We start from the raw sequence: 18,266 nt of genomic DNA on the forward strand, positions 1-18,266 counted from the left end.
CATTACCTATCGTCTGCGTATCCGAAAAATTGTCTCCGCGAACCATTCTTCGTCCGCGGCGGCCCGGAGATTCCGTGCAACGGATGCGTATCGACCGACAAAAACCACAATCACACCAGGCCGGGAAGCCGCTCCGGCATGGCTTCCGGCCTTTGCGCCGGACTGCTGTTACCGCCTAACATCGGGGTTTTCCTGTCGCTGGAGTCTCGGATGAACTTGCGAACCGCCTTGTTGCCCCTCTGCCTGCTGGCCGCATTGCCGGCCACGGCCGCCACGCGCGGATTCGACGTACGCGATCTGGTCGCGCTGGATCGCGTTTCCTCGCCCGTGCTGTCGCCCGACGGCGCGGTTGTCGTCTTCGCCCAGCGGCAGATGGACAAGGAAGTGACCAAGGCCAGCACAGGCCTGTGGGTGCGCAATCTGCTGACCCGCGACATGGCGCCGCCGAAACCGTTGACGCCCGCCGGCTGGAACGTGAATTCGCCTGCGTTCTCGCCAGACGGCAAGACCGTCTATTTCCTCAGCGGAAAATCCGGTGTCCAGCAGCTGTATTCCATCGCTTCCAGCGGCGGCGCGCCCAAGCAGCTCACCGCTTTCGCGCTGGACGTCGGCAGTTACCAGTTGTCGCCGGATGGCACCCGCGTCGCATTCAGTGCTGAAACCTTCGTCGATTGCAAAGCCGACTTCGCCTGCACGCAGAAACGACTCGACGACACCAAAGCCAAGAAAAGCACCGGTGTTGTGTACGAAGGGCTCTTCGTGCGTCATTGGGACACCTGGAGCGATGGCCGCCGCAGTCGGCTCTTCGTGAGCGCTCTACCTGTCGGCAAAGCGAAGGTCATCAGCACTGCGGTTGCGTTGACCGATTCGCTGGATGGCGATGCGCCTTCCAAACCGTTCGGCGATGCCAGCGAGTACACCTGGGCGCCGGATGGAAAAACACTGGTGGCCGGCATCCGCGTGGCGGGCAAGGGAGAAGCCTGGTCCACCAACTTCGATCTGTATCGCCTCAACGCCGACGGTAGCGGCGCGCCGGTCAATCTGACCGCAGCCAACAAGGCATGGGATGCCGGTCCGGTGTTCAGCGCCGACGGAAAAACACTGTTCTATCGCGCGATGAAACGCCCGGGCTTCGAAGCCGACCGTTTCGCGCTGATGAGCATGGATGTGGGCAGCGGACAAGTCCGCGAGATCGCCGCGCATTGGGACCGTTCCGCCGATAACATCGTGCTGTCCGAGGATGGCGGCACGGTTTTCACCACCGCGCAGGACACCGGCCAGCATCCCTTGTTCGCCGTGGAGGTCGCCACGGGCAAGGCCGAGCAGATCGTTGGCGATGGTTCCATCGCTGAGTTCGATATCGCGGGTCAGACCCTGGCGTTCACCCGCAATACGCTGAAGACCGGCGACCAACTGTTCACCACCACCATTACGGCCGGCGCTCCCCTGCGCGCGATCACGCCAAGCGCGGAGGACCGGCTGAAGGACGTGGCGTTCGGCGATTTCGAACAGTTCGAGTTCAAAGGCGCCCGCGGCGACACCGTGCATGGTTACGTGGTCAAGCCGTGGAATTACGTGGAAGGGAAGAAGTATCCGGTCGCCTTCCTGATTCACGGCGGCCCGCAAGGCAGCTTCGGCAACGGCTGGAGTTATCGCTGGAATCCGCAGACTTATGCGGGCCAAGGCTATGCCGTGGTGATGATCGATTTCCATGGTTCCACCGGCTACGGCCAGGCCTTTACCGACGCCATCAGCCAGGACTGGGGCGGCAAGCCGCTGGAGGACTTGCAGAAGGGCTGGGCCGCAGCACAGAAGCGATACGCCTTCCTCGACGGTGCCAACGCCTGCGCGCTCGGCGCAAGCTACGGCGGCTACATGATCAACTGGATCGCCGGCAACTGGCATACGCCTGCCTCCGGCGCTTGGAAATGTCTGGTCAATCACGACGGCGTCTTCGACACGCGGTCGATGGGCTACGTGACCGAGGAACTTTGGTTCAGCGAATGGGAAAACGGCGGTACACCGTATGAAAATCCCAAGGCCTACGAGAAGTTCAATCCGGTCAACCATATCGCCGATTGGCGCGTGCCCACTCTGGTGGTGCAGGGCGGCAAGGACTTCCGCGTCCCCGAAGATCAGGGTCTGTCTGCGTTCACCGCGCTGCAGCGCAAGGGCATCGAATCGAAGCTGCTGTACTTCCCCGATGAAAACCACTGGGTTCTGAAACCGCAGAACAGCGTACTGTGGCACGACACGGTCAATGGCTGGCTGAAGCAGCATCTCGGCCAGTAACTCTCCGCAATCCATCGCCAATCCGCGCTGCTGGCCCTGCCGGCGGCGCGGATAGCGCCTGCCAGGAACCGTACCGATGCCCGTCGAAGCCACCGCGCCTTCCACCGCGCTGATCACCAACGACATCGTGCTGTTCGGCCTGATCGCCGCCACGCTGGGTGCGGTGTTCTGGACCGCCTCGCGCGAAACCGGCATGTGGAAGAAGTTCTACACCTACGTACCGGCGTTGCTGCTTTGCTATTTCATTCCCGGCATCTACAACAGTGTGGGCTTGATCGACGGCAACGCCAGCAAGCTCTACAACCCTGTCGCCAGTCGCGTGCTACTGCCAGCGGCGCTGGTGCTGTTGACCCTCACCATCGATCTGAAGGGCGTGCTGCGGCTGGGGCCGAAACTGTTGTTGATGTACATAGGCGCGTCGGTCACGGTGATGATCGGCGCGTTCACCGCGTTCTGGCTGATGGGCCTGTTACACCCGGAAACAGTAGCTGGCGATACCTGGGCTGGCATGGCCACTTTGGCCGGCAGCTGGATCGGCGGCGGCGCCAACATGGTGGCGATGAAGGAAGTCTTCGCGGTCGACGAAACCACTTTCGGCCAATTCGTGGTCGTCGATGTGGGTGTCGGCTACGTTTGGATGGCCGTGCTGATCTTCCTGGCCGGCCGCGCCGAGGCGATCGACGCGCGCAGCGGCGCCGATACGCGCGCCATCGAGGATCTCAAGCAGCGTCTGGCCAGCTATCAACAGCAACATGAGCGCGTGGCTTCACTGACGGATCTGATGGTGATCCTGGGCATCGCTTTCGGCACGGTCGGCCTGGCCCATGCGGTGGCGGGGCCGGCATCGGCTTGGTTCGGTGCCAATGTTTCCTGGGCGCGCCAGGTCAGCCTGCACGAACCCTTCGTATGGGTGGTGGTGCTGTCCACGCTGGTCGGCCTGGGATTGAGCTTCACTCGTGCGCGCACGCTGGACGGCGCTGGAGCTTCCAAGATCGGCGCGTTGCTGCTTTACATCCTCATCGCTTGCATCGGCATGCAGATGGACATCAAGGCGCTTGCCGACCGGCCGTGGCTGTTCGCGCTCGGTCTGATCTGGATCTCGGTGCACATCGTGTTGTTGTGGCTGCTGGGCAAGGCGTTGCGGGTGCCGTTCTTCTATTTCGCCATGGGCTCGCAGAGCAATATCGGCGGGCCCGCATCCGCACCGGTGGTGGCGTCGGTGTTTCATCCTTCGCTCGCGCCGGTGGGTGCGTTGCTCGGCGCGCTGGGTTATGCGACCGGTACGGTGTTGGCCTATATCGTCGGGATCACGTTGAAAGCGATGGCCGGGGCCTGAGTCTCCCGTCGCGCATGCGATGAGAGGCTCCGCACCATGTCCGTTTAGAGCTGGGCTGCGCGTGGTTGACGTTGTTCCACTTGCGGAGTCTGGCCCTGTTGCTGGTCCTGCTCGCGTAGTTGCCCGGCGCTGAGCTGCGCGGGAACCTGGCTGGCCTGTTCCATATCGATACGACTGCGCTTGTGCGCGGGATCGTGCAAAGCCCCTTGTACTGAGAACAGACTGTCGCCGCGTTCGGAAGTGAGTACGTGGTCGATCCGCTTCAAACCGTCCGCGCCCGCGTGCGCCGCAGTACTGGCCGCCACATTGAAGAAGCGCTCGTCGCCGGCAAGCCCCAGCTGCTGGCGTTGCCCGGACAGGCCATCGACCGCATTCCTGAGCAACTGGTTGGAGGTGCTGTTGGCGTCGCCGATGGTAGCGGGCCCGGTGCCAGGGTTGCGCTCGCGGACCTGCAGTTGCGCCAAGTCCTGCGCTTCCATGACCGCTTCGATGTAGTGCAAGTCGAGACGATGCAGCAGCATCTTGCCGGGCACGAGGCGCTCGAAGAAAGTGAGCGGATCGGGATCCGGCAGTTCGATCTTGTGCCCCGGCGCGTCCGGCATGGCCCACTTCAGGGGAATGCTGTCTTCCTGCAGATGGGTCAGGAGCTCGTTCTTGACCCGGTAACTGCGGATCAGGCCTTGCTCGGCCTCCTGCTTCAGCACGTCGGCGTCGAAGCCGTAGCGTTCCAGGGTCTTGTCGTGCACGCCGGCGGCGTTGAAGGTGACCGCAGGGACTTCGCTGACCATGCTCGCCGCGGCTGCCAGGCCGCCGCCGAGCGACTGCCCGGTCAGGACCACGTTGTCGCCGAAGGCCTGCTTGGCCTGCTGCGCGAGCGCGATGGCCTGGTCGTACTGCGCGTCCTGGAATCCCAGGCCCTGGCGGAAGTTGTGGCGCCAGTCCTTGCCTTCGTCGGTACCGGCGTAGGCCACCGCCACGGCTCCGCTCGCATCCCGGTAAAGCGAGGCGTCGAAGCCGCTCTTGCCGTCGTGCAGCAGGCTGGGGTCGATGCCCGCGGCGCGCACTGCGGCATCCTCCATGCGTTGCCAGGTTCCGGGCAGGACCGGTGCGAAGGTGGACACGCCGCGCCGAGCGTCGGCGACGGCATAGTTGTCTTGCAGCAGAGTCGACAATTCGCGATCCACCGCGTGCGGCTGCTGGCCCGCCACGTCGCCAGCGAAGCCGCTGCCGGTTGCAGTGGAGGAGGTAGTGGGCATCCCTGTGGAAACATTCATACGCGATTCCTTTGCGTGTGTAGGCCTTGCTGCACGAAGTTGGCGACGTCTGCCGACGTCGCGTGCTCTAGTTCCAGTTCCAGTTCCGGTTACTGCGTGGCGATGCCGTTGGCCGCAAGCCAGTCGCGCACTTTCTGCCGCGACTGCCGGCCATCGGCGTTGAGGCGCGCGTCCGAACCTGAGAACAACGCGGCCTGGAAGGTGTTGCCGCGACTATCGGTGGCGTTGGGGTCCACACCCAATCGCAGCAGCTGCAGGACGCGTTCGGCATCGTTGACCTGCGCGGCCACGTGCAACAGCGAGTTGCCCATCGAATCGGTGCGGCGGACATCGGCGCCGGCTTTCACCAGCAGGTCGAACTGGGCGTCGCGTCGGCTCTGTACCGCGCGGAAAATCGGGGTCCGGCCGGCACGGGTGCTGACCACGTCCACTGGCGCGCCGTGGGCGACCAGTGCTTGCAGATACTGTGGGTCGTCGGCCATAGCGGCCATGTGCGCCACCGTTTCGTTGTCCATGCCCGGCTCGGCGGCGTTGGCGCCGGCTTCGAGCAGTGCCGACAGCGAGGCGGGTTTCTGGTTCCAGACCGCCCACTCGAGCAGAGTGACCTGGTCATCGCCACGTGCCGACAGGTTCGCCGACGAGGCGAGCGCGCGAATACGAGCCACGTCCCCCTCAGCGACCGCATTGGCCAGCGGTACGACCGCAGGGTCGTGGAAGGGCATGGCGGAGTTGGGATTAAGCGCTGCGGACATGCTGGTTTGCTCCTTTGCCCCGGCCGGGTCGGCGGCGCATGAAACCATCAGGATGGAGGTTGCGAGTGCCGCCAGGGCGGGGACCTGCTTGCGCATTGCGGTTTCCTTTCCGGCTGCGTGATTGCGGTCGCGTAATTTGATGTTGTCCCGACGCGACAAGCCGATCCTAGCACCGCTATCGCTGAGCGAATGTTTTGATTTCGTTACCCGCCGATGGATTGCGCGATCCGATGTCCGGCCACCGGGGAGGGGCACAGGAAATGCGGGTCGGGCATCACACTTCGACTCTATGAGTGCGTCAGCAGCAGCGGAACCCGTTTCTTCCGCCGAATCTGGCTTCCTGCCGTTCGCGGAAGAAGGTCTTGTAGTCCATCACTTCGCGTTCGGGATGTTTTTCCATCATGTGCCGCACGTAGTTGTCGTAGTCCGGTACGCCGCAGCACAAGCGTGCGGTCTGCACCAGGCGACGCCATACGCGGCGATGCGCCTGGTACTGACCTGCGGGAACCAGTTCGGTGCCCATTAGAGATTCGCCAGCATCGCCGGATCCACCGCCACGTAAGGCGTCTCGCGGTCGCTGCGTTGCGGGTTGGCGCGTGCCTTGCGGATCGCTCCTATCGCATACACCAGCACGCTCAGCACCACGAACAGGAACAGCGCGGTGAGCACGGTGTTGACGTAGCTGTTGGTCATGATCTGCTGCATCTGATCGATGCTCTTGGCCGGCGCCACGATCTCGCCCGAGGCGATGCCATTGCGGTACTTCGCTGCCTGGGATAAGAAACCGACCGCCGGGTTGGAGTCGAAGATCTTGATCAGACCGGCCGTCGTGGTGCAGATCAGCAGCCAGATCGCCGGTAGGATGGTGACCCAGGCGTAACGGTCGCGCTTGAGCTTGAACAGCACCACCGTGCACAACATCAGGGCGATGCCGGCCAGCATCTGGTTGGCGATGCCGAACAGCGGCCACAAGGTGTTGATGCCACCCAGCGGATCGACCACGCCCTGATACAGGAAGTAGCCCCACAGTGCGACGCAGCCGGCGGTGGCGATGACGTTGGCGCCCCAGGATTCGGTGCGCCTCAGACCGGAATGGAACGTGCCCAGCAAGTCCTGCAGCATGAAGCGTCCGGCGCGCGTGCCAGCGTCCACCGCAGTGAGGATGAACAGCGCTTCGAACAGGATGGCGAAGTGGTACCAGAAGGCCATGGAGTTGGCGCTCGGCATCACGTTGTGCAGGATGTGGGCGATACCGACGGCCAGCGTCGGTGCGCCACCGGCGCGCGAAAGAATGGTCTTCTCGCCGATGTCGGTCGCCGTGGCAGTCAGCATGTCCGGGGTCACGGTGAAGCCCCATTCGCTGATCTTGGCTGCCGCGGAAATGGCGTCGGTGCCGATGGCCGCGGCCGGACTGTTCATGGCGAAGTACACGCCCGGTTCGATCACCGAAGCGGCCACCAGCGCCATGATCGCCACGAACGATTCCATCAACATGCCGCCGTAGCCGATGTAGCGCATATGGCCTTCGCTGGCCAGCAGCTTGGGCGTGGTGCCGGAGGAGATCAGCGCATGGAAGCCGGAAACCGCGCCGCAGGCGATGGTGATGAACAGGAACGGGAACAGACTGCCTTTCCAGACCGGACCGGTGCCATCGGTGAACTGGGTCAGCGCCGGCATCTTCAATTCCGGCATCACGATCACGATGCCGATCGCCAGGGCGATGATGGTGCCGATCTTGAGGAAGGTGGATAGGTAATCGCGTGGCGCCAGGATCAGCCAGACCGGCAACACCGCGGCGACGAAGCCATAGCCGATCAGCATCCAGGTGATCTGCGTACCGGTGAAGGTGAACGCTGGGCCCCAGGTGGGATGTGCGCCGACCTTACCGCCCAGCCAGATCGAGAACAGCAGCAGCGCGATGCCAACGATCGAAATCTCGCCGATCTTGCCAGGACGGATGTAGCGCATGTAGACGCCCATCAATACCGCGATCGGAATCGTGGCCATCACCGTGAACATGCCCCACGGGCTTTCCGCCAGCGCCTTCACCACGATCATCGCCAGCACCGCCAGGATGATGATCATGATCAGGAACGCGCCGAACAGTGCGATGGTCCCGGGAATTCTTCCCATTTCCTCGCGCACCAGGTCGCCAAGCGAGCGCGCATCGCGCCGGCTGGAAATGAACAACACCATGAAGTCCTGCACCGCGCCCGCCAGGACCACGCCGGTGATCAGCCAGAGCATGCCGGGCAGGTAACCCATCTGCGCGGCCAGCACCGGTCCGACTAAAGGCCCCGCGCCTGCGATGGCGGCGAAGTGATGGCCGAACAGCACGTGTTTGTTGGTGGGAACGAAATCCAGCCCATCGTTGCGTAACACGGCAGGCGTGGCCCGGGTAGGGTCCAGACCCATCACCTTGTTGGCGATGAACAGACTGTAGTAGCGGTAAGCCACGAGGTAGATGGATACGGCCGCTACCACGATCCACAGCGCATTGATCTGTTCGCCGCGACGCAGGGCGATAGTGCCCAGACAGAAAGCACCCAGCAGGGCGAGCGCGCCCCAGGCCAGCTTGGAGAAACCCTTCATGCAAACCCCTCCGTTCGACTGCGGCTAGAGTCCTCCGATGCGGAGAGGGGGTCAATGCGTAACCAGTGATTCGGTCTTCGACTTTGGTCTTATTGGGCAAGCCACACGGATTGTGCGCCGCCGCATCGCCTGCCTTGTCTGTAGGAGCGACGCGAGTCGCGAAGCTGGTGCAGTTGAAGGGTTGAGGGCTTCGCGACTCACGTCGCTCCTACCTGCAATAAGAGGCGCGGTGGTCAAAGCCACTTGGCGCGCTTGAACAGCCAATATAGGGTGCCGCAGACCAGCGCGACGCCGCCGATCAGGACCGGGTAGGCATAGGCTTTGTCGATTTCCGGCATGTTGTGGAAATTCATGCCGTACCAGCTGGTGATCAGGGTGGGCGCTGCCAGCAGTGCAGCCCAAGCGCCTAGGCGCTTCACCACTTCTCCCTGTCCCAGCGTCACCAGCGATAGATTGACGCTCAGTGCCGTGGTCAGCATTTCGCGCAACGTGTCCAGCGACTCGTTGACGCGCAGGGCATGGTCGTAGACGTCGCGGAAGTACAAGCGCACTTCTTCGGGGATCAGCGCGCTCTGGGTGCGGCTGAGTTGGGCCAGCACGTCCTGCAGTGGGCCCACCGCCAAGCGCATCTTGCTGAGTTCGCGCTTCAGTTCGTACAGCCGCACCACGGTGTCGCGGCTGTAGGTGTCGGCGAAGATCGCTTGTTCCAGCGAATCGGCGGTGTCGCGGAATTCATCGATGATGGGCCGGTAGTTGTCGACGATAAAATCCATCACCGCATAAAGGCCGTACGAAGGTCCCAGCACCAACAGATCCGGTTCGCGTTCCACGCGTTCGCGCACCGGCGCGTACGAAAGCGAGGCGCCGTGACGCACGGTGATCAGGTAGCGTGGACCGACGAACAGGTGCGTTTCGCCGTAGACGATCTTCTCATGGATGACCTGCGCGGTATGGGTAACCGCGAACATGGAGTTGCCATAGGCTTCCAGCTTCGGACGCTGGTGCGCGTTTTGCGCGTCTTCCACCGCCAGATCGTGCAGGCAGAATTCCTCTTGCAGCTTCTCCAGGATCTCATCGGCCGGTTCGTACAAACCCACCCACACGAAGCTGCCGTCGTCCTGCGCCAGCACGTCGCTGATGGCATCCAGGGTGATGTCGTGGCGCTTGCCTTCCTTGTCGTAGACGACGCAGTTGATGACGCAGGAGGGGAGTGCGGGCTTGGCGATGTCATTCATGGTGCGAATCGTGCGCCAGTCGAGCCGGTGCGGCAAGCCGTGATCTGGACCGCAGCGTTGTAGGAGCGACTCGAGTCGCTCCTACACGGAGCGTTTATTCGGCGACGAAACGGATCGCCTGTCCGCCACCCGGCGCCAGGCGCAAGGTCAGCGTATCGGCGCTGGTCACCTTGCGTTCTTCGATCACGATGTCTTGCGGCGCGCGCTTCCAGTCGGCCTTCTCGCCGTCGCGGTAGATCTGCGCGGTGTAGCTGCGGCCTGGGTCGAGGAACGACAACGGCGCTTTCAGCTCCCGTCCTTCTTCGTCTGATATCGAGCCCAGGTACCAGTTGTCGGAATGGCGATCCTTGCGCACGATAGTCACGTAGTCGCCGACCTCGCCGTTCAGTACGCGCGTGTCTTCCCAGTCCACCGGCACATCCTCGATGAACTTGAACGGCCTGGGATTGGCTTCGTAGTTCTCAAGCAGATCGGCGGCCATTTGGATGGGGCTGTAGATCACTACGTACAAAGCCAGCTGTTTGGCCCAGGTGGTGGCCACGCCATCGGGTGCGCGCGTCTTCATGCCGAAGATGCCGGGCGTGTAGTCCATGGGGCCGGCCAGCAGGCGGGTGAACACCAGGTTGGCTTCGTGCTCGGGCGGATTGCCGGGTTCGCCCCAGGCGCTGAATTCCATGCCGCGTGCGCCTTCGCGCGAAATCCAGTTGGGATAGGTGCGGCGCAGGCCGGTATCTTTGATCGGTTCGTGCGCATTGACTGCGATGTGGCGCTTGGCCGCTTCCGTCACCACCTTGAGGTGATGCCGCGCCATGTCCTGGCCCTCGTGCCAGGCATAGTGCAACTTGCCGTCGGTGCCGATGACCTTGGCCTGTCCGGCGTCGGCGACGTAGCCGGTCTTGACCGCATCGATGCCTAGGCGCTGGTACAGATCGAATCCTGTGCCCATCTGCGATTCGTAATGCGCGGCATTGCCCGAGGTTTCGTGATGGCCGATCAGGCGGACGTTCTTCGACTTCGCGTAAGCAGCCAGTTTTTCGATGTCGAAATCCGGGTAAGGCTGGGTGAAGCTGAAATCTTCGCCGTTGCCGAACCAATCGCCGTCCCAGCCCACGTTCCAACCCTCGACCAGCACACCGCCCAGTCCATGCTTGGCAGCGAAGTCGATGTGCTTCATTACGTTTTCGTTGGTGGCGCCGTGCTTGGGACCCGAAGCCCAGGTCTTCTTGTCCAGATGCATTTCCCACCACACGCCCACGTACTTCATAGGCTTTATCCACGACACGTCGCCGAGCTTGTTGGGCTCGTTGAGGTTGAGGATCAGACTGGAGGTCACCAGGCCGCCGGCGTCGTCGGACAGCTGCAACGTGCGCCAGGGCGTGTTGAACGGCGCAGTGCGAACCACCTTGCCGTCGCCTATGCCGTCGGTCAGCGTGGCGCGCAACTTGCGGTTCTCCACCCGGGTGAGGTTCATGCCCGAATAGTCCACCAGCGCCGCTTCGTGGATGGAGATATGCAGGCCGTTGTCGGTGCGCAAAGTGATGGGTGTCTGCGCTTGGCCGACTTCCTGCAGCGGCGTGCGGTGGTACAGATATTCCTCGCGGTTCCATTCGCCTGCGGGGATCCACCAGGCGGTGGCGGCTTCGGCGATGTTGAACTCAGTCAGTTCCTCGCCGATCTTCACCTGCTTCAGCGCGGCCTGGTCCGGGAATTCGTAGCGGAAGCCCAGTCCGTCGTCGTAGACGCGGAAGACCACATCGAGGCTGCGCTTGAGCGCGGTCTTTTCGGTCAGGGTCACGCGCAGTTCGTTGTAGTGATTGCGGATGCTGCGACGCTCGCCCCAGGGTTGTTCCCAGGTTTTATCGAAACTGCGGGTCTTGTGCGCGGCAATGGCGAAGTTGCGTTCGAACTTGGGCACATCGAGGAAGAGGAATCCCAGCCGCGACGGCGTGATCACCGCCTTGCCGTCGCGCAGCACGGCATAACTCGGACGGCCGTCCTTATCGGTGGTCATTTCGACCGAGAGGTTGCCGTCAGGCGATGCGATGCCCACCTTGGGCAGCGCGGCCGCTGGCGGCGGCGTGGTGACTTGCGCGTTGGCGAGGGCGGAGGCGGTGAGGAGCGTGGTCATTGCAAGCAGGCGAAGGAACATGCGGGCTTCCGTATGGCGGCATCGAGGCCGCATCCTGCGCCACGCCGGTCAGCGCAACAAGCTGCGCTGCGGGAAGAATACGTATGCAAGCGCCGCATGAACCGGCAACAGCAGCGCCACCCAGCTCTGGTTGTACTGCAAGGCGAACGGCAACCAGTGCACGATCCACGCGACGACAGCGAGGCCTGCGACGACCACCAATAACCAGCGGAACCAGGCCGAAGGCGCACGCTTGCGCAATAGTGGAATCGCGCCTGGAATCAACAGTAGGCATAGCGGGTTCATCAACAGCAAGTTGCGATTGGCCCAGGCGGCCTGGTGTTCGGTGAAACCCCATAGGAACACCAGCAACGCGCCGGCGATCCCGCATACCAGCCAAAGTGGTAATGCCAGCGCCGCGACCAATCGCGGCTTGCGTGGCGCCAGCAGGACGATCAGCGCGGCCGCAGAAAGTCCGATCAGCAGCCATGGCCACCAACGACGCGGTCGCTCGGGCGGTTCGGGCGCGATGCGGTGCTCCACCAGCACCTGTTCCGCCTGCACCAGGGGACGCCCAGCGGAATTCTTCGCTTCGCCCAGGCTGTCGGCCAGGCGCATCGGCACATAGGCTTCTTCCCAGCGCGACATGGGTACATCGGCGTACGGCCCCAGACCGATGTCGAAACCCAGCCACATCCACGCCACTGGTGAAACCAACCTCACCGCTTCGCTGCGGAAGGTATTGCCGCGCGAACGGCCCACCATTTGCGGCTTCAATGCGCCGCCCATGACCTTGTCCAGCGCATCGCGCACCTGGGTGGAACAGTTGGAAGTGAAGTAGTCGTAGTGGTAACGGGCGTTCTCGGGCTTGGCGCGTTCGGCCAATGCAGCGGCCAGCGCGTTGGCTTGCTCCGGAGACAGGTCCAGCCATTGCAATTTCACGCCGCGTCCGACTTCGCGGTAATAGGAAAGATCCTGCTGTAGCGGCATCGCGACCAGGTAGTACTGCATGTCGCCGTGGGCGAAACGGCCGACGAAGCCCGGTTCGTCCATATCGAAGAAACCGAAGTTGTACGAGGTCGCTTGGCCGGTCTGCGTATCCAGCACCACGATGGCGTCATGGCCGAAGCGCTCGAAGAATATTTCGCCGGGCTGCATGGTCATCACGCCCACGCGCTTGGCGGGCCCCGGTGAGGAGACCGCCCAGGCGGAAACCGCCAGCGCCGACAGCAGGCATAGCAGAATGATGCGGGCGAACATCCTAGTTATCGGAAAGCACGCCGACATGGAACGCATGCACGCGGCGCGCGTCGGCCTTGGCCACGCGGAATTCGAAACGCCCCAAAGTCAGTTCCTCGTCGGTATCCGGCAGATGGCCGATGGCGGCGGTGACCAGGCCGCCGACGGTGTCGTACTCGTCGTCGGGAAAATCGGCGCCGAAACGTTCATTGAAGTCGGAGATGGGAGTCAGCGCGTCCACCACATAGCGACCATCGGCGTGCGCGGCGATCTGGTCGGCGCCTTCTTCCGCATCGTCGTGCTCGTCGTCGATTTCGCCGACAATCTGCTCCAGCACGTCCTCGATGGTCACCAGGCCGGCGACGCCGCCGTATTCGTCCACCACGATCGCCATGTGGTTGCGCGACAGACGGAATTCCTTGAGCAGCAGGTTGAGCTTCTTGGATTCTGGGATCAGTACCGCTGGGCGCAGCAGTTCGCGCACGTTGCCGGGACCATTGTCGGCGACCACGCCGCGCAGCAAATCTTTGGCCAACAGAATGCCCAGGATCTCGTCCTTGTTTTCACCGTGCACGGGGAAGCGCGAATGCCCGGATTCCACGACTTCCTTCATCAAATCCAGGAATCGCGAGGCGATGGGCAGGGACACCATCTGCGAGCGGGAGACCATCACGTCGCCGACGGTCAGGTCGGCCACCGCGATGGCGCCTTCCATCATGCGCAGCGTATCGCTGGCGATCAGCCCGTCGCTCTGCGCATCGCGCAGCAGCGCGACCAGGTCGTCGCGTGACGAAGGTTCGCCAGAGAACGCAGAACTGATGCGGTCCAGCCAGGAGCGCCGCTTTTCCGGATGTTTCTCGGAAATTTCCGGCGCGGGAATACTGTCGTCTTCTGACATTGGTGGGTAGCAGGCAGCCCAGGTGAGGGCGACGGCGGCAGTCTATCAGGATGGCAGGGACGGATTTTCACCCCCGGCTATGAAAGCGGTCGTGGGAGCGCCGTCCCGGCGCGAGCTTTTCGCCACAAATTCAGAGCAAAGCCCGCGCCGGGACGGCGCTCCTACGGTTTGGAGGTGGCGTCAGGGAACTATGGTGTCCGCGGCGGCAGGCGTGGGCTCCGGATCCTCGGCCACATCCAGGCTGTAGCTGCAGCCCACCAGGGTCTTGCCCGGATGCGAGGCGACGTTGGAGACGTTGAGAACCGCCGATTTGATGTAGACCGTGCCCGTGGCCGCGTCGCGATCTTCGACGCTGCTCACTTCCTTGCCGAACATGGCCTTGGCGGGCGTGTCGATGGCCGTTTCCAACTCCAGCCGCTTCGCCAGCGGACGTGGATCCGGTAGGTCCAGGAGGGCGATGATGCTGTCGCCGGTGAAGGCGATATGGTCGGTGCTGTCGCCGAACACGGTGATCGGCGAGTTCAACTTGAATTCGGTCATGAAAAGATTGGCTTGCGGCAACGGGCGCCAGCCCAGCGCTACGGCCTGCAGCGGATCGGCGAGCGCCGGCGCCAGATAGTGGAAGTCGGCCAGCGCCTGCCTGCACTCGATCAGTGCGGCAAGATCGATGCGGGAGGGGTCCAGCTTTTCTTCGGCGGCCGGAGTCTGGGCCAGCAGCGGCAGCGGCAGCGGCAGCATCAGCGCCAGGGAAAACAAAAAACGACGCATGCTAGTCCTCGAATGCGTAAGGGTCGTCGATACCGAGTTCGGCCAGGATCTGCCGTTCCAACTGCTCCATCGCTTCGGCCTCGCGATCGTCTTCGTGGTTCCAGCCCAGCAGGTGCAACGCGCCGTGCACGGTCAGATGCGCGTAGTGCGCGGCCAGCGCTTTCTTCTGCTCTTTCGCTTCGCGCGCCACCACCGGCGCGCAGATCACCAGATCGCCCAGCAGCGGCATCTTCACGCCTTTGGGCATCTTCACGCCTTCGGCCATCTCGGCAGGGAAACTCAACACGTTGGTCGCGTAATCCTTGCCGCGGTAATGGCGGTTGAGCGCGCGGCCTTCCTTGGTGTCGACGATGCGCACAGCCAGATCGGCTTCGCGGATGCGGCCGTGCAGCGCGGCCGCGACCCACTTGCGGAAGCTCACCGACGAAGGCAGCCCGGCGCGGGGCAGGGCGTAACTGACGGAGACTTCGAGAATGACGGGGCCTTGGGTCATTTTCTTGCCGTCATTCCAGCGAAAGCTGGAACCCATTTTGATTGTGATCTTTGCATTGCTGAGTATCCGGCCCGGGGTCGAAAGTCAAAATGGATCCCAGCGTTCGCTGGGATGACGTCATAAAGATAGTCGGTCCACCGAGCGTCATGCCGGCCCGGTTTCCGCATCCTTGTCGTCGCGAGCATCGTAAGCCCGCACGATCTTGGCGACCAGCGGGTGGCGAACCACGTCGCGGCTGGTGAAGAAGGTGAAGCTGATGCCGTCCACGCCGCGCAACACCTCCAGCGCGTCCTTCAGCCCTGATTTTACGTGTTTGGGCAGGTCGACCTGGGTCAGATCGCCGGTGACCACGGCGGTGCTGCCGTAGCCGATGCGGGTCAGGAACATCTTCATCTGTTCGATGGTGGTGTTCTGCGCCTCGTCCAGGATCACGAAGGCGTCGTTGAGCGTGCGGCCGCGCATATAGGCCAGCGGCGCGATCTCGATGACGTTCTTTTCCAGCAGCTTGATCACCTTTTCCACGCCCAGCATTTCGTACAGCGCGTCGTACAGAGGCCGCAGGTAAGGATCGACCTTCTGCGAGAGATCGCCGGGCAGGAAGCCGAGCTTCTCGCCGGCCTCCACCGCCGGACGCACCAGGATCACGCGTTGCACTCGCGATTCGTTGAGCGCTTCCACCGCGCTGGCGACGGCCAGGAAAGTCTTGCCGGTGCCGGCCGGACCGATGCCGAAATTGATGTCGTGGGTGGCGATGGCGTGCAGGTAGCCGGCCTGGTTGGGACCACGGCCGCGCACGACGCCGCGCTTGACCTTGATCGCCACTTCCTGCGCTTCGTAACCCCCCGCCGCTACGTGATCCACATTGGCTTCGTTGAGGCGCAAGTGGATGGATTCGCTGTCGAAGGTTTCCGCAGCCGCTTCCAGGTATAGCGCACGCAGTAGTTTTTCGGTCGCTTTCACTTCCGCGGTCGGTCCGGTGACCTTGAAGACGTTGCCGCGGTTGGCGATTTCCACTCCCAGCCGCAACTCGATCTGGCGCAAGTGCGCGTCGAACGGGCCGGCGAGGTTGGCCAACTGTTCGGGATTGCTGGGTTCGAGGACGAATTCGCGTTTGTCGGAAACGGTCATGGAGGGGTCAATGCCTGGTCTGGTCGTCGGCGTCTTCGACGCGCCATTGGTGGAATACATAGGCCTCGTCGTCGATGAGCGCCTGGTCGAAATGTTCGGCTTCGGGCGCTTCCTCGCGCTCGATCAGCCGGGGCTCCTCCTGCACGCCCGTCACCTGCCAGCCGGCCTCGCGTAGGAATTCGCTGGCGCGGCGCACCGGGTCCTCCGCCAGGCCCGGCATCTGGTAGCAGAGCACGAAAGCGCCGCCGAATTCCTGGAAATCGGGCGCATCCGGCAGCGGTACGGCTTCGAGCACGAAGACCCACAAGTTGGGGGCGTTCTGGGGGATGGCAAGTTGGCCACGACAGGGCGGTGCAGGGTATCGCGGCCTGGTGACGACGGCCAGACAGGCTACCGTTCGTCGGCAAGGTATTGCAGTTAATTAAACAATGAATTAAATATAACGCATGATCGAATCCAAGCTCCCTCCCGGCACGAAGCCGGTGCCGGCAAAGCGAGTCTCCAAGCCTGCGAAGAAGCGCGCTCCCGGCCGGCCGATGGCCGACTCCCCCGATCTGCGCCTGCGCCTGCTGGAAGCGGCGCTGGCCTGTTTCGTGCGCAAGGGCATCGCCGCCACCTCGCTGCGCGACATCGCCAGCGAAGCCGGGGTGACCCCGGCCCTGCTGCATTACTACTTCGGCGATAAAGACCAACTGCAGGCGGAAGTGATCGAGCAGAAGATCATTCCCATCTTCGTCGCCCTGCGCGAGCCTCTGTCACGGGCGGGCGACGACATTGCCGCGCTGATCGCCGGTTTCGTCAGCGGTGTCGGCAGGATCGTGGCCGAACACCCCTGGCTGCCTCCGCTGTGGGTGCGCGAGGTGTTGTGCGAGGGCGGCGCGCTGCGCGACCTGCTGTTCGACCGCATCGGTCCGCAGCTTCCGCAGATGATGGCCGGGCGCTTCGCCGAGGCGCAGGCGAAAGGCCGCATCAACCCCGACCTGGATCCGCGCTTGCTTATGGTTTCGCTGGTCGGCCTGACTCTGTTCCCGGCCGCGGGCGCACCGATCTGGCGGCGCTTGTTCAATGCCGAGGACTTGGATTTCGACACCGTGCGCCTGCACACGCTTTCCCTGCTGGACCGCGGACTGGAGCTGGATCGTGAAAAATAAGAAGACGCCGACACTTTTCATGATCGCCCTGTGCACGCTCGCGTTATCCGCATGCAAGGACTCCGCGCCACAGGTGCTGGGCACGCTGGAATGGGATCGCATCTCGCTGCCCGCACCGGTGGCCGAGAAGATCGTGCGCATAGACGTGCGCGAGGGCCAGCAGGTCGCTGCCGGCGCATCGCTGATGCAACTGGAACTGACCCGCACGCAATCGCAACTTGCTGCGGTACAGGCGCAAGCGCAGCAGAGCCGCGAAGCGCTGTCGGAACTCGAGGCCGGCCCGCGCAGCGAGGATATCGCCCAGGCCCACGCCAATCTGTCCGCGGCGCAGGCGCAGGCCGCCGATGCCCGTGCCTACTACAACCGCTTGCTGCCGCTGGGCAGGCAGAAACTGGTGGCCGCTTCCGACGTGGATCGCGCGCGTGCCGCAGCCGGCAATGCGGACGGCCAGGTGCGTGCTGCGCAGGCGGCGCTGCTGGAACTGGAACGAGGCACACGCAGCGAACAGGTGGCGCAGGGCCGTTCGGCGGTAGCTGCTGCCGAAGCGCAGGCCACAACACAGGCCGTATCGCTGGAAAAACTGAATGTGATCGCGCCGCGCGCGGGTCGCGTGGACAGCCTGCCGTACAAGCTGGGCGACCAAGCACCGGTGGGTTCGCCGCTGGCGATCCTGTTGGTGGGCGATGCGCCGTACGCGCGCGTGTACGTGCCGGAGCCGATGCGCGCGAACGTCAAGGTGGGGCAAGCCGCGCGTGTTTTCGTCGACGGCCGCGAGGCCGCTATCAATGGCCGCGTCCGCATGATCCGCAGCGAACCCACTTTCACGCCGTACTACGCGCTATCGGGACGCGACGCGGAGCGGTTGAGCTACCTCGCCGAGATCGCCCTGGACAAGACGGGCGCCGATCTGCCCGCCGGTGTGCCGGTGCGAGCGGAATTTTCCGGCAACGCGAATGGCCAGTAACGATCCGAGCGATACG

General features: G+C 63.4%; 16 protein-coding genes. 4 read left to right on the forward strand and 12 right to left on the reverse strand.

Translation table 11 applies throughout. From position 1 onward, the window contains the following. The first annotated feature begins 210 nt into the window (after positions 1–210). Together AC1DTQ_RS14785 and AC1DTQ_RS14790 are read left to right on the forward strand one after the other, a co-directional pair. Complete coding sequence (locus AC1DTQ_RS14785; RefSeq protein WP_477850539.1) at positions 211–2,292, forward strand: S9 family peptidase; 2,082 nt, start codon at positions 211–213, stop codon at positions 2,290–2,292. 76 nt (positions 2,293–2,368) lie between these two features. Beyond that, positions 2,369–3,628, forward strand: coding sequence for a DUF819 family protein (locus AC1DTQ_RS14790; RefSeq protein WP_477850540.1), 1,260 nt, complete (start codon positions 2,369–2,371; stop codon positions 3,626–3,628). 44 nt (positions 3,629–3,672) lie between these two features. On the opposite strand, the gene AC1DTQ_RS14795 is transcribed toward AC1DTQ_RS14790, so the two are convergent. From AC1DTQ_RS14795 to AC1DTQ_RS14850, 12 genes are all read right to left on the reverse strand, one after another. After that, complete coding sequence (locus tag AC1DTQ_RS14795) at positions 3,673–4,884, reverse strand: Tle-like phospholipase domain-containing protein (RefSeq protein ID WP_477850626.1); 1,212 nt, start codon at positions 4,882–4,884, stop codon at positions 3,673–3,675. Between the two features lie 107 nt (positions 4,885–4,991). Continuing rightward, positions 4,992–5,750, reverse strand: a complete 759-nt coding sequence (locus tag AC1DTQ_RS14800) for an ankyrin repeat domain-containing protein (protein ID WP_477850541.1) — start codon at positions 5,748–5,750, stop codon at positions 4,992–4,994. Positions 5,751–5,952: 202 nt separating this feature from the next. Then, complete coding sequence (locus AC1DTQ_RS14805; protein WP_477850542.1) at positions 5,953–6,177, reverse strand: YbdD/YjiX family protein; 225 nt, start codon at positions 6,175–6,177, stop codon at positions 5,953–5,955. Next, positions 6,177–8,246, reverse strand: a complete 2,070-nt coding sequence (locus tag AC1DTQ_RS14810) for a carbon starvation CstA family protein (RefSeq protein ID WP_477850543.1) — start codon at positions 8,244–8,246, stop codon at positions 6,177–6,179. The genes AC1DTQ_RS14805 and AC1DTQ_RS14810 overlap by 1 nt, the downstream gene beginning before the upstream one ends. Before the next feature lie 233 nt (positions 8,247–8,479). Further along, positions 8,480–9,481 carry a magnesium and cobalt transport protein CorA gene (locus tag AC1DTQ_RS14815; protein ID WP_477850544.1) on the reverse strand — a complete coding sequence of 334 codons (1,002 nt, stop codon included), beginning with the start codon at positions 9,479–9,481 and terminating at the stop codon, positions 8,480–8,482. A 94-nt stretch (positions 9,482–9,575) separates the two neighbouring features. After that, positions 9,576–11,609 carry a glycoside hydrolase family 97 protein gene (locus tag AC1DTQ_RS14820; RefSeq protein ID WP_477850627.1) on the reverse strand — a complete coding sequence of 678 codons (2,034 nt, stop codon included), beginning with the start codon at positions 11,607–11,609 and terminating at the stop codon, positions 9,576–9,578. Between the two features lie 69 nt (positions 11,610–11,678). Then, positions 11,679–12,905, reverse strand: coding sequence for a lipoprotein N-acyltransferase Lnb domain-containing protein (locus AC1DTQ_RS14825; protein WP_477850545.1), 1,227 nt, complete (start codon positions 12,903–12,905; stop codon positions 11,679–11,681). After that, positions 12,871–13,746 carry an HlyC/CorC family transporter gene (locus AC1DTQ_RS14830; protein ID WP_477850546.1) on the reverse strand — a complete coding sequence of 292 codons (876 nt, stop codon included), beginning with the start codon at positions 13,744–13,746 and terminating at the stop codon, positions 12,871–12,873. Before AC1DTQ_RS14830 ends, AC1DTQ_RS14825 begins: the two co-directional genes overlap by 35 nt. A 180-nt stretch (positions 13,747–13,926) precedes the next feature. Further along, on the reverse strand, positions 13,927–14,514 hold the full coding sequence (locus AC1DTQ_RS14835; RefSeq protein WP_477850548.1) for a hypothetical protein: 588 nt from the start codon (positions 14,512–14,514) through the stop codon (positions 13,927–13,929). 1 nt (position 14,515) lies between these two features. Next, positions 14,516–15,007 carry an rRNA maturation RNase YbeY gene (ybeY, locus tag AC1DTQ_RS14840; RefSeq protein WP_477850549.1) on the reverse strand — a complete coding sequence of 164 codons (492 nt, stop codon included), beginning with the start codon at positions 15,005–15,007 and terminating at the stop codon, positions 14,516–14,518. A 144-nt stretch (positions 15,008–15,151) separates the two neighbouring features. After that, positions 15,152–16,135 (reverse strand): PhoH family protein, encoded by a 984-nt coding sequence (locus AC1DTQ_RS14845; RefSeq protein WP_477850550.1) that lies wholly within the window; start codon positions 16,133–16,135, stop codon positions 15,152–15,154. Positions 16,136–16,142: 7 nt separating this feature from the next. Next, positions 16,143–16,430, reverse strand: coding sequence for a hypothetical protein (locus AC1DTQ_RS14850; RefSeq protein ID WP_477850551.1), 288 nt, complete (start codon positions 16,428–16,430; stop codon positions 16,143–16,145). A gap of 151 nt (positions 16,431–16,581) precedes the next feature. Here AC1DTQ_RS14850 and AC1DTQ_RS14855 point away from each other — a divergent pair, with 151 nt between their 5' ends. Together AC1DTQ_RS14855 and AC1DTQ_RS14860 are read left to right on the forward strand one after the other, a co-directional pair. Beyond that, a complete protein-coding gene (locus AC1DTQ_RS14855; protein WP_477850553.1) occupies positions 16,582–17,286 on the forward strand; it encodes a TetR/AcrR family transcriptional regulator in 705 nt (234 codons plus the stop codon). Positions 17,287–17,305: 19 nt separating this feature from the next. After that, a complete protein-coding gene (locus AC1DTQ_RS14860; protein WP_477850629.1) occupies positions 17,306–18,250 on the forward strand; it encodes an HlyD family secretion protein in 945 nt (314 codons plus the stop codon). Positions 18,251–18,266 lie beyond the last annotated feature (16 nt).

It is taken from the genome of Pseudoxanthomonas sp. P4_B2 (genome assembly GCF_056402315.1).

Coding starts and splice junctions, on each gene's coding strand:
- AC1DTQ_RS14785 (WP_477850539.1), top strand. CDS start 211: ATGAACTTGCGAACCGCCTTGTTGCCCCTCTGCCTGCTGGCCGCATTG.
- AC1DTQ_RS14790 (WP_477850540.1), top strand. CDS start 2,369: ATGCCCGTCGAAGCCACCGCGCCTTCCACCGCGCTGATCACCAACGAC.
- AC1DTQ_RS14795 (WP_477850626.1), bottom strand. CDS start 4,884: ATGCCCACTACCTCCTCCACTGCAACCGGCAGCGGCTTCGCTGGCGAC.
- AC1DTQ_RS14800 (WP_477850541.1), bottom strand. CDS start 5,750: ATGCGCAAGCAGGTCCCCGCCCTGGCGGCACTCGCAACCTCCATCCTG.
- AC1DTQ_RS14805 (WP_477850542.1), bottom strand. CDS start 6,177: ATGGGCACCGAACTGGTTCCCGCAGGTCAGTACCAGGCGCATCGCCGC.
- AC1DTQ_RS14810 (WP_477850543.1), bottom strand. CDS start 8,246: ATGAAGGGTTTCTCCAAGCTGGCCTGGGGCGCGCTCGCCCTGCTGGGT.
- AC1DTQ_RS14815 (WP_477850544.1), bottom strand. CDS start 9,481: ATGAATGACATCGCCAAGCCCGCACTCCCCTCCTGCGTCATCAACTGC.
- AC1DTQ_RS14820 (WP_477850627.1), bottom strand. CDS start 11,609: ATGACCACGCTCCTCACCGCCTCCGCCCTCGCCAACGCGCAAGTCACC.
- AC1DTQ_RS14825 (WP_477850545.1), bottom strand. CDS start 12,905: ATGCGTTCCATGTCGGCGTGCTTTCCGATAACTAGGATGTTCGCCCGC.
- AC1DTQ_RS14830 (WP_477850546.1), bottom strand. CDS start 13,746: ATGTCAGAAGACGACAGTATTCCCGCGCCGGAAATTTCCGAGAAACAT.
- AC1DTQ_RS14835 (WP_477850548.1), bottom strand. CDS start 14,514: ATGCGTCGTTTTTTGTTTTCCCTGGCGCTGATGCTGCCGCTGCCGCTG.
- ybeY (WP_477850549.1), bottom strand. CDS start 15,007: ATGACCCAAGGCCCCGTCATTCTCGAAGTCTCCGTCAGTTACGCCCTG.
- AC1DTQ_RS14845 (WP_477850550.1), bottom strand. CDS start 16,135: ATGACCGTTTCCGACAAACGCGAATTCGTCCTCGAACCCAGCAATCCC.
- AC1DTQ_RS14855 (WP_477850553.1), top strand. CDS start 16,582: ATGATCGAATCCAAGCTCCCTCCCGGCACGAAGCCGGTGCCGGCAAAG.
- AC1DTQ_RS14860 (WP_477850629.1), top strand. CDS start 17,306: ATGATCGCCCTGTGCACGCTCGCGTTATCCGCATGCAAGGACTCCGCG.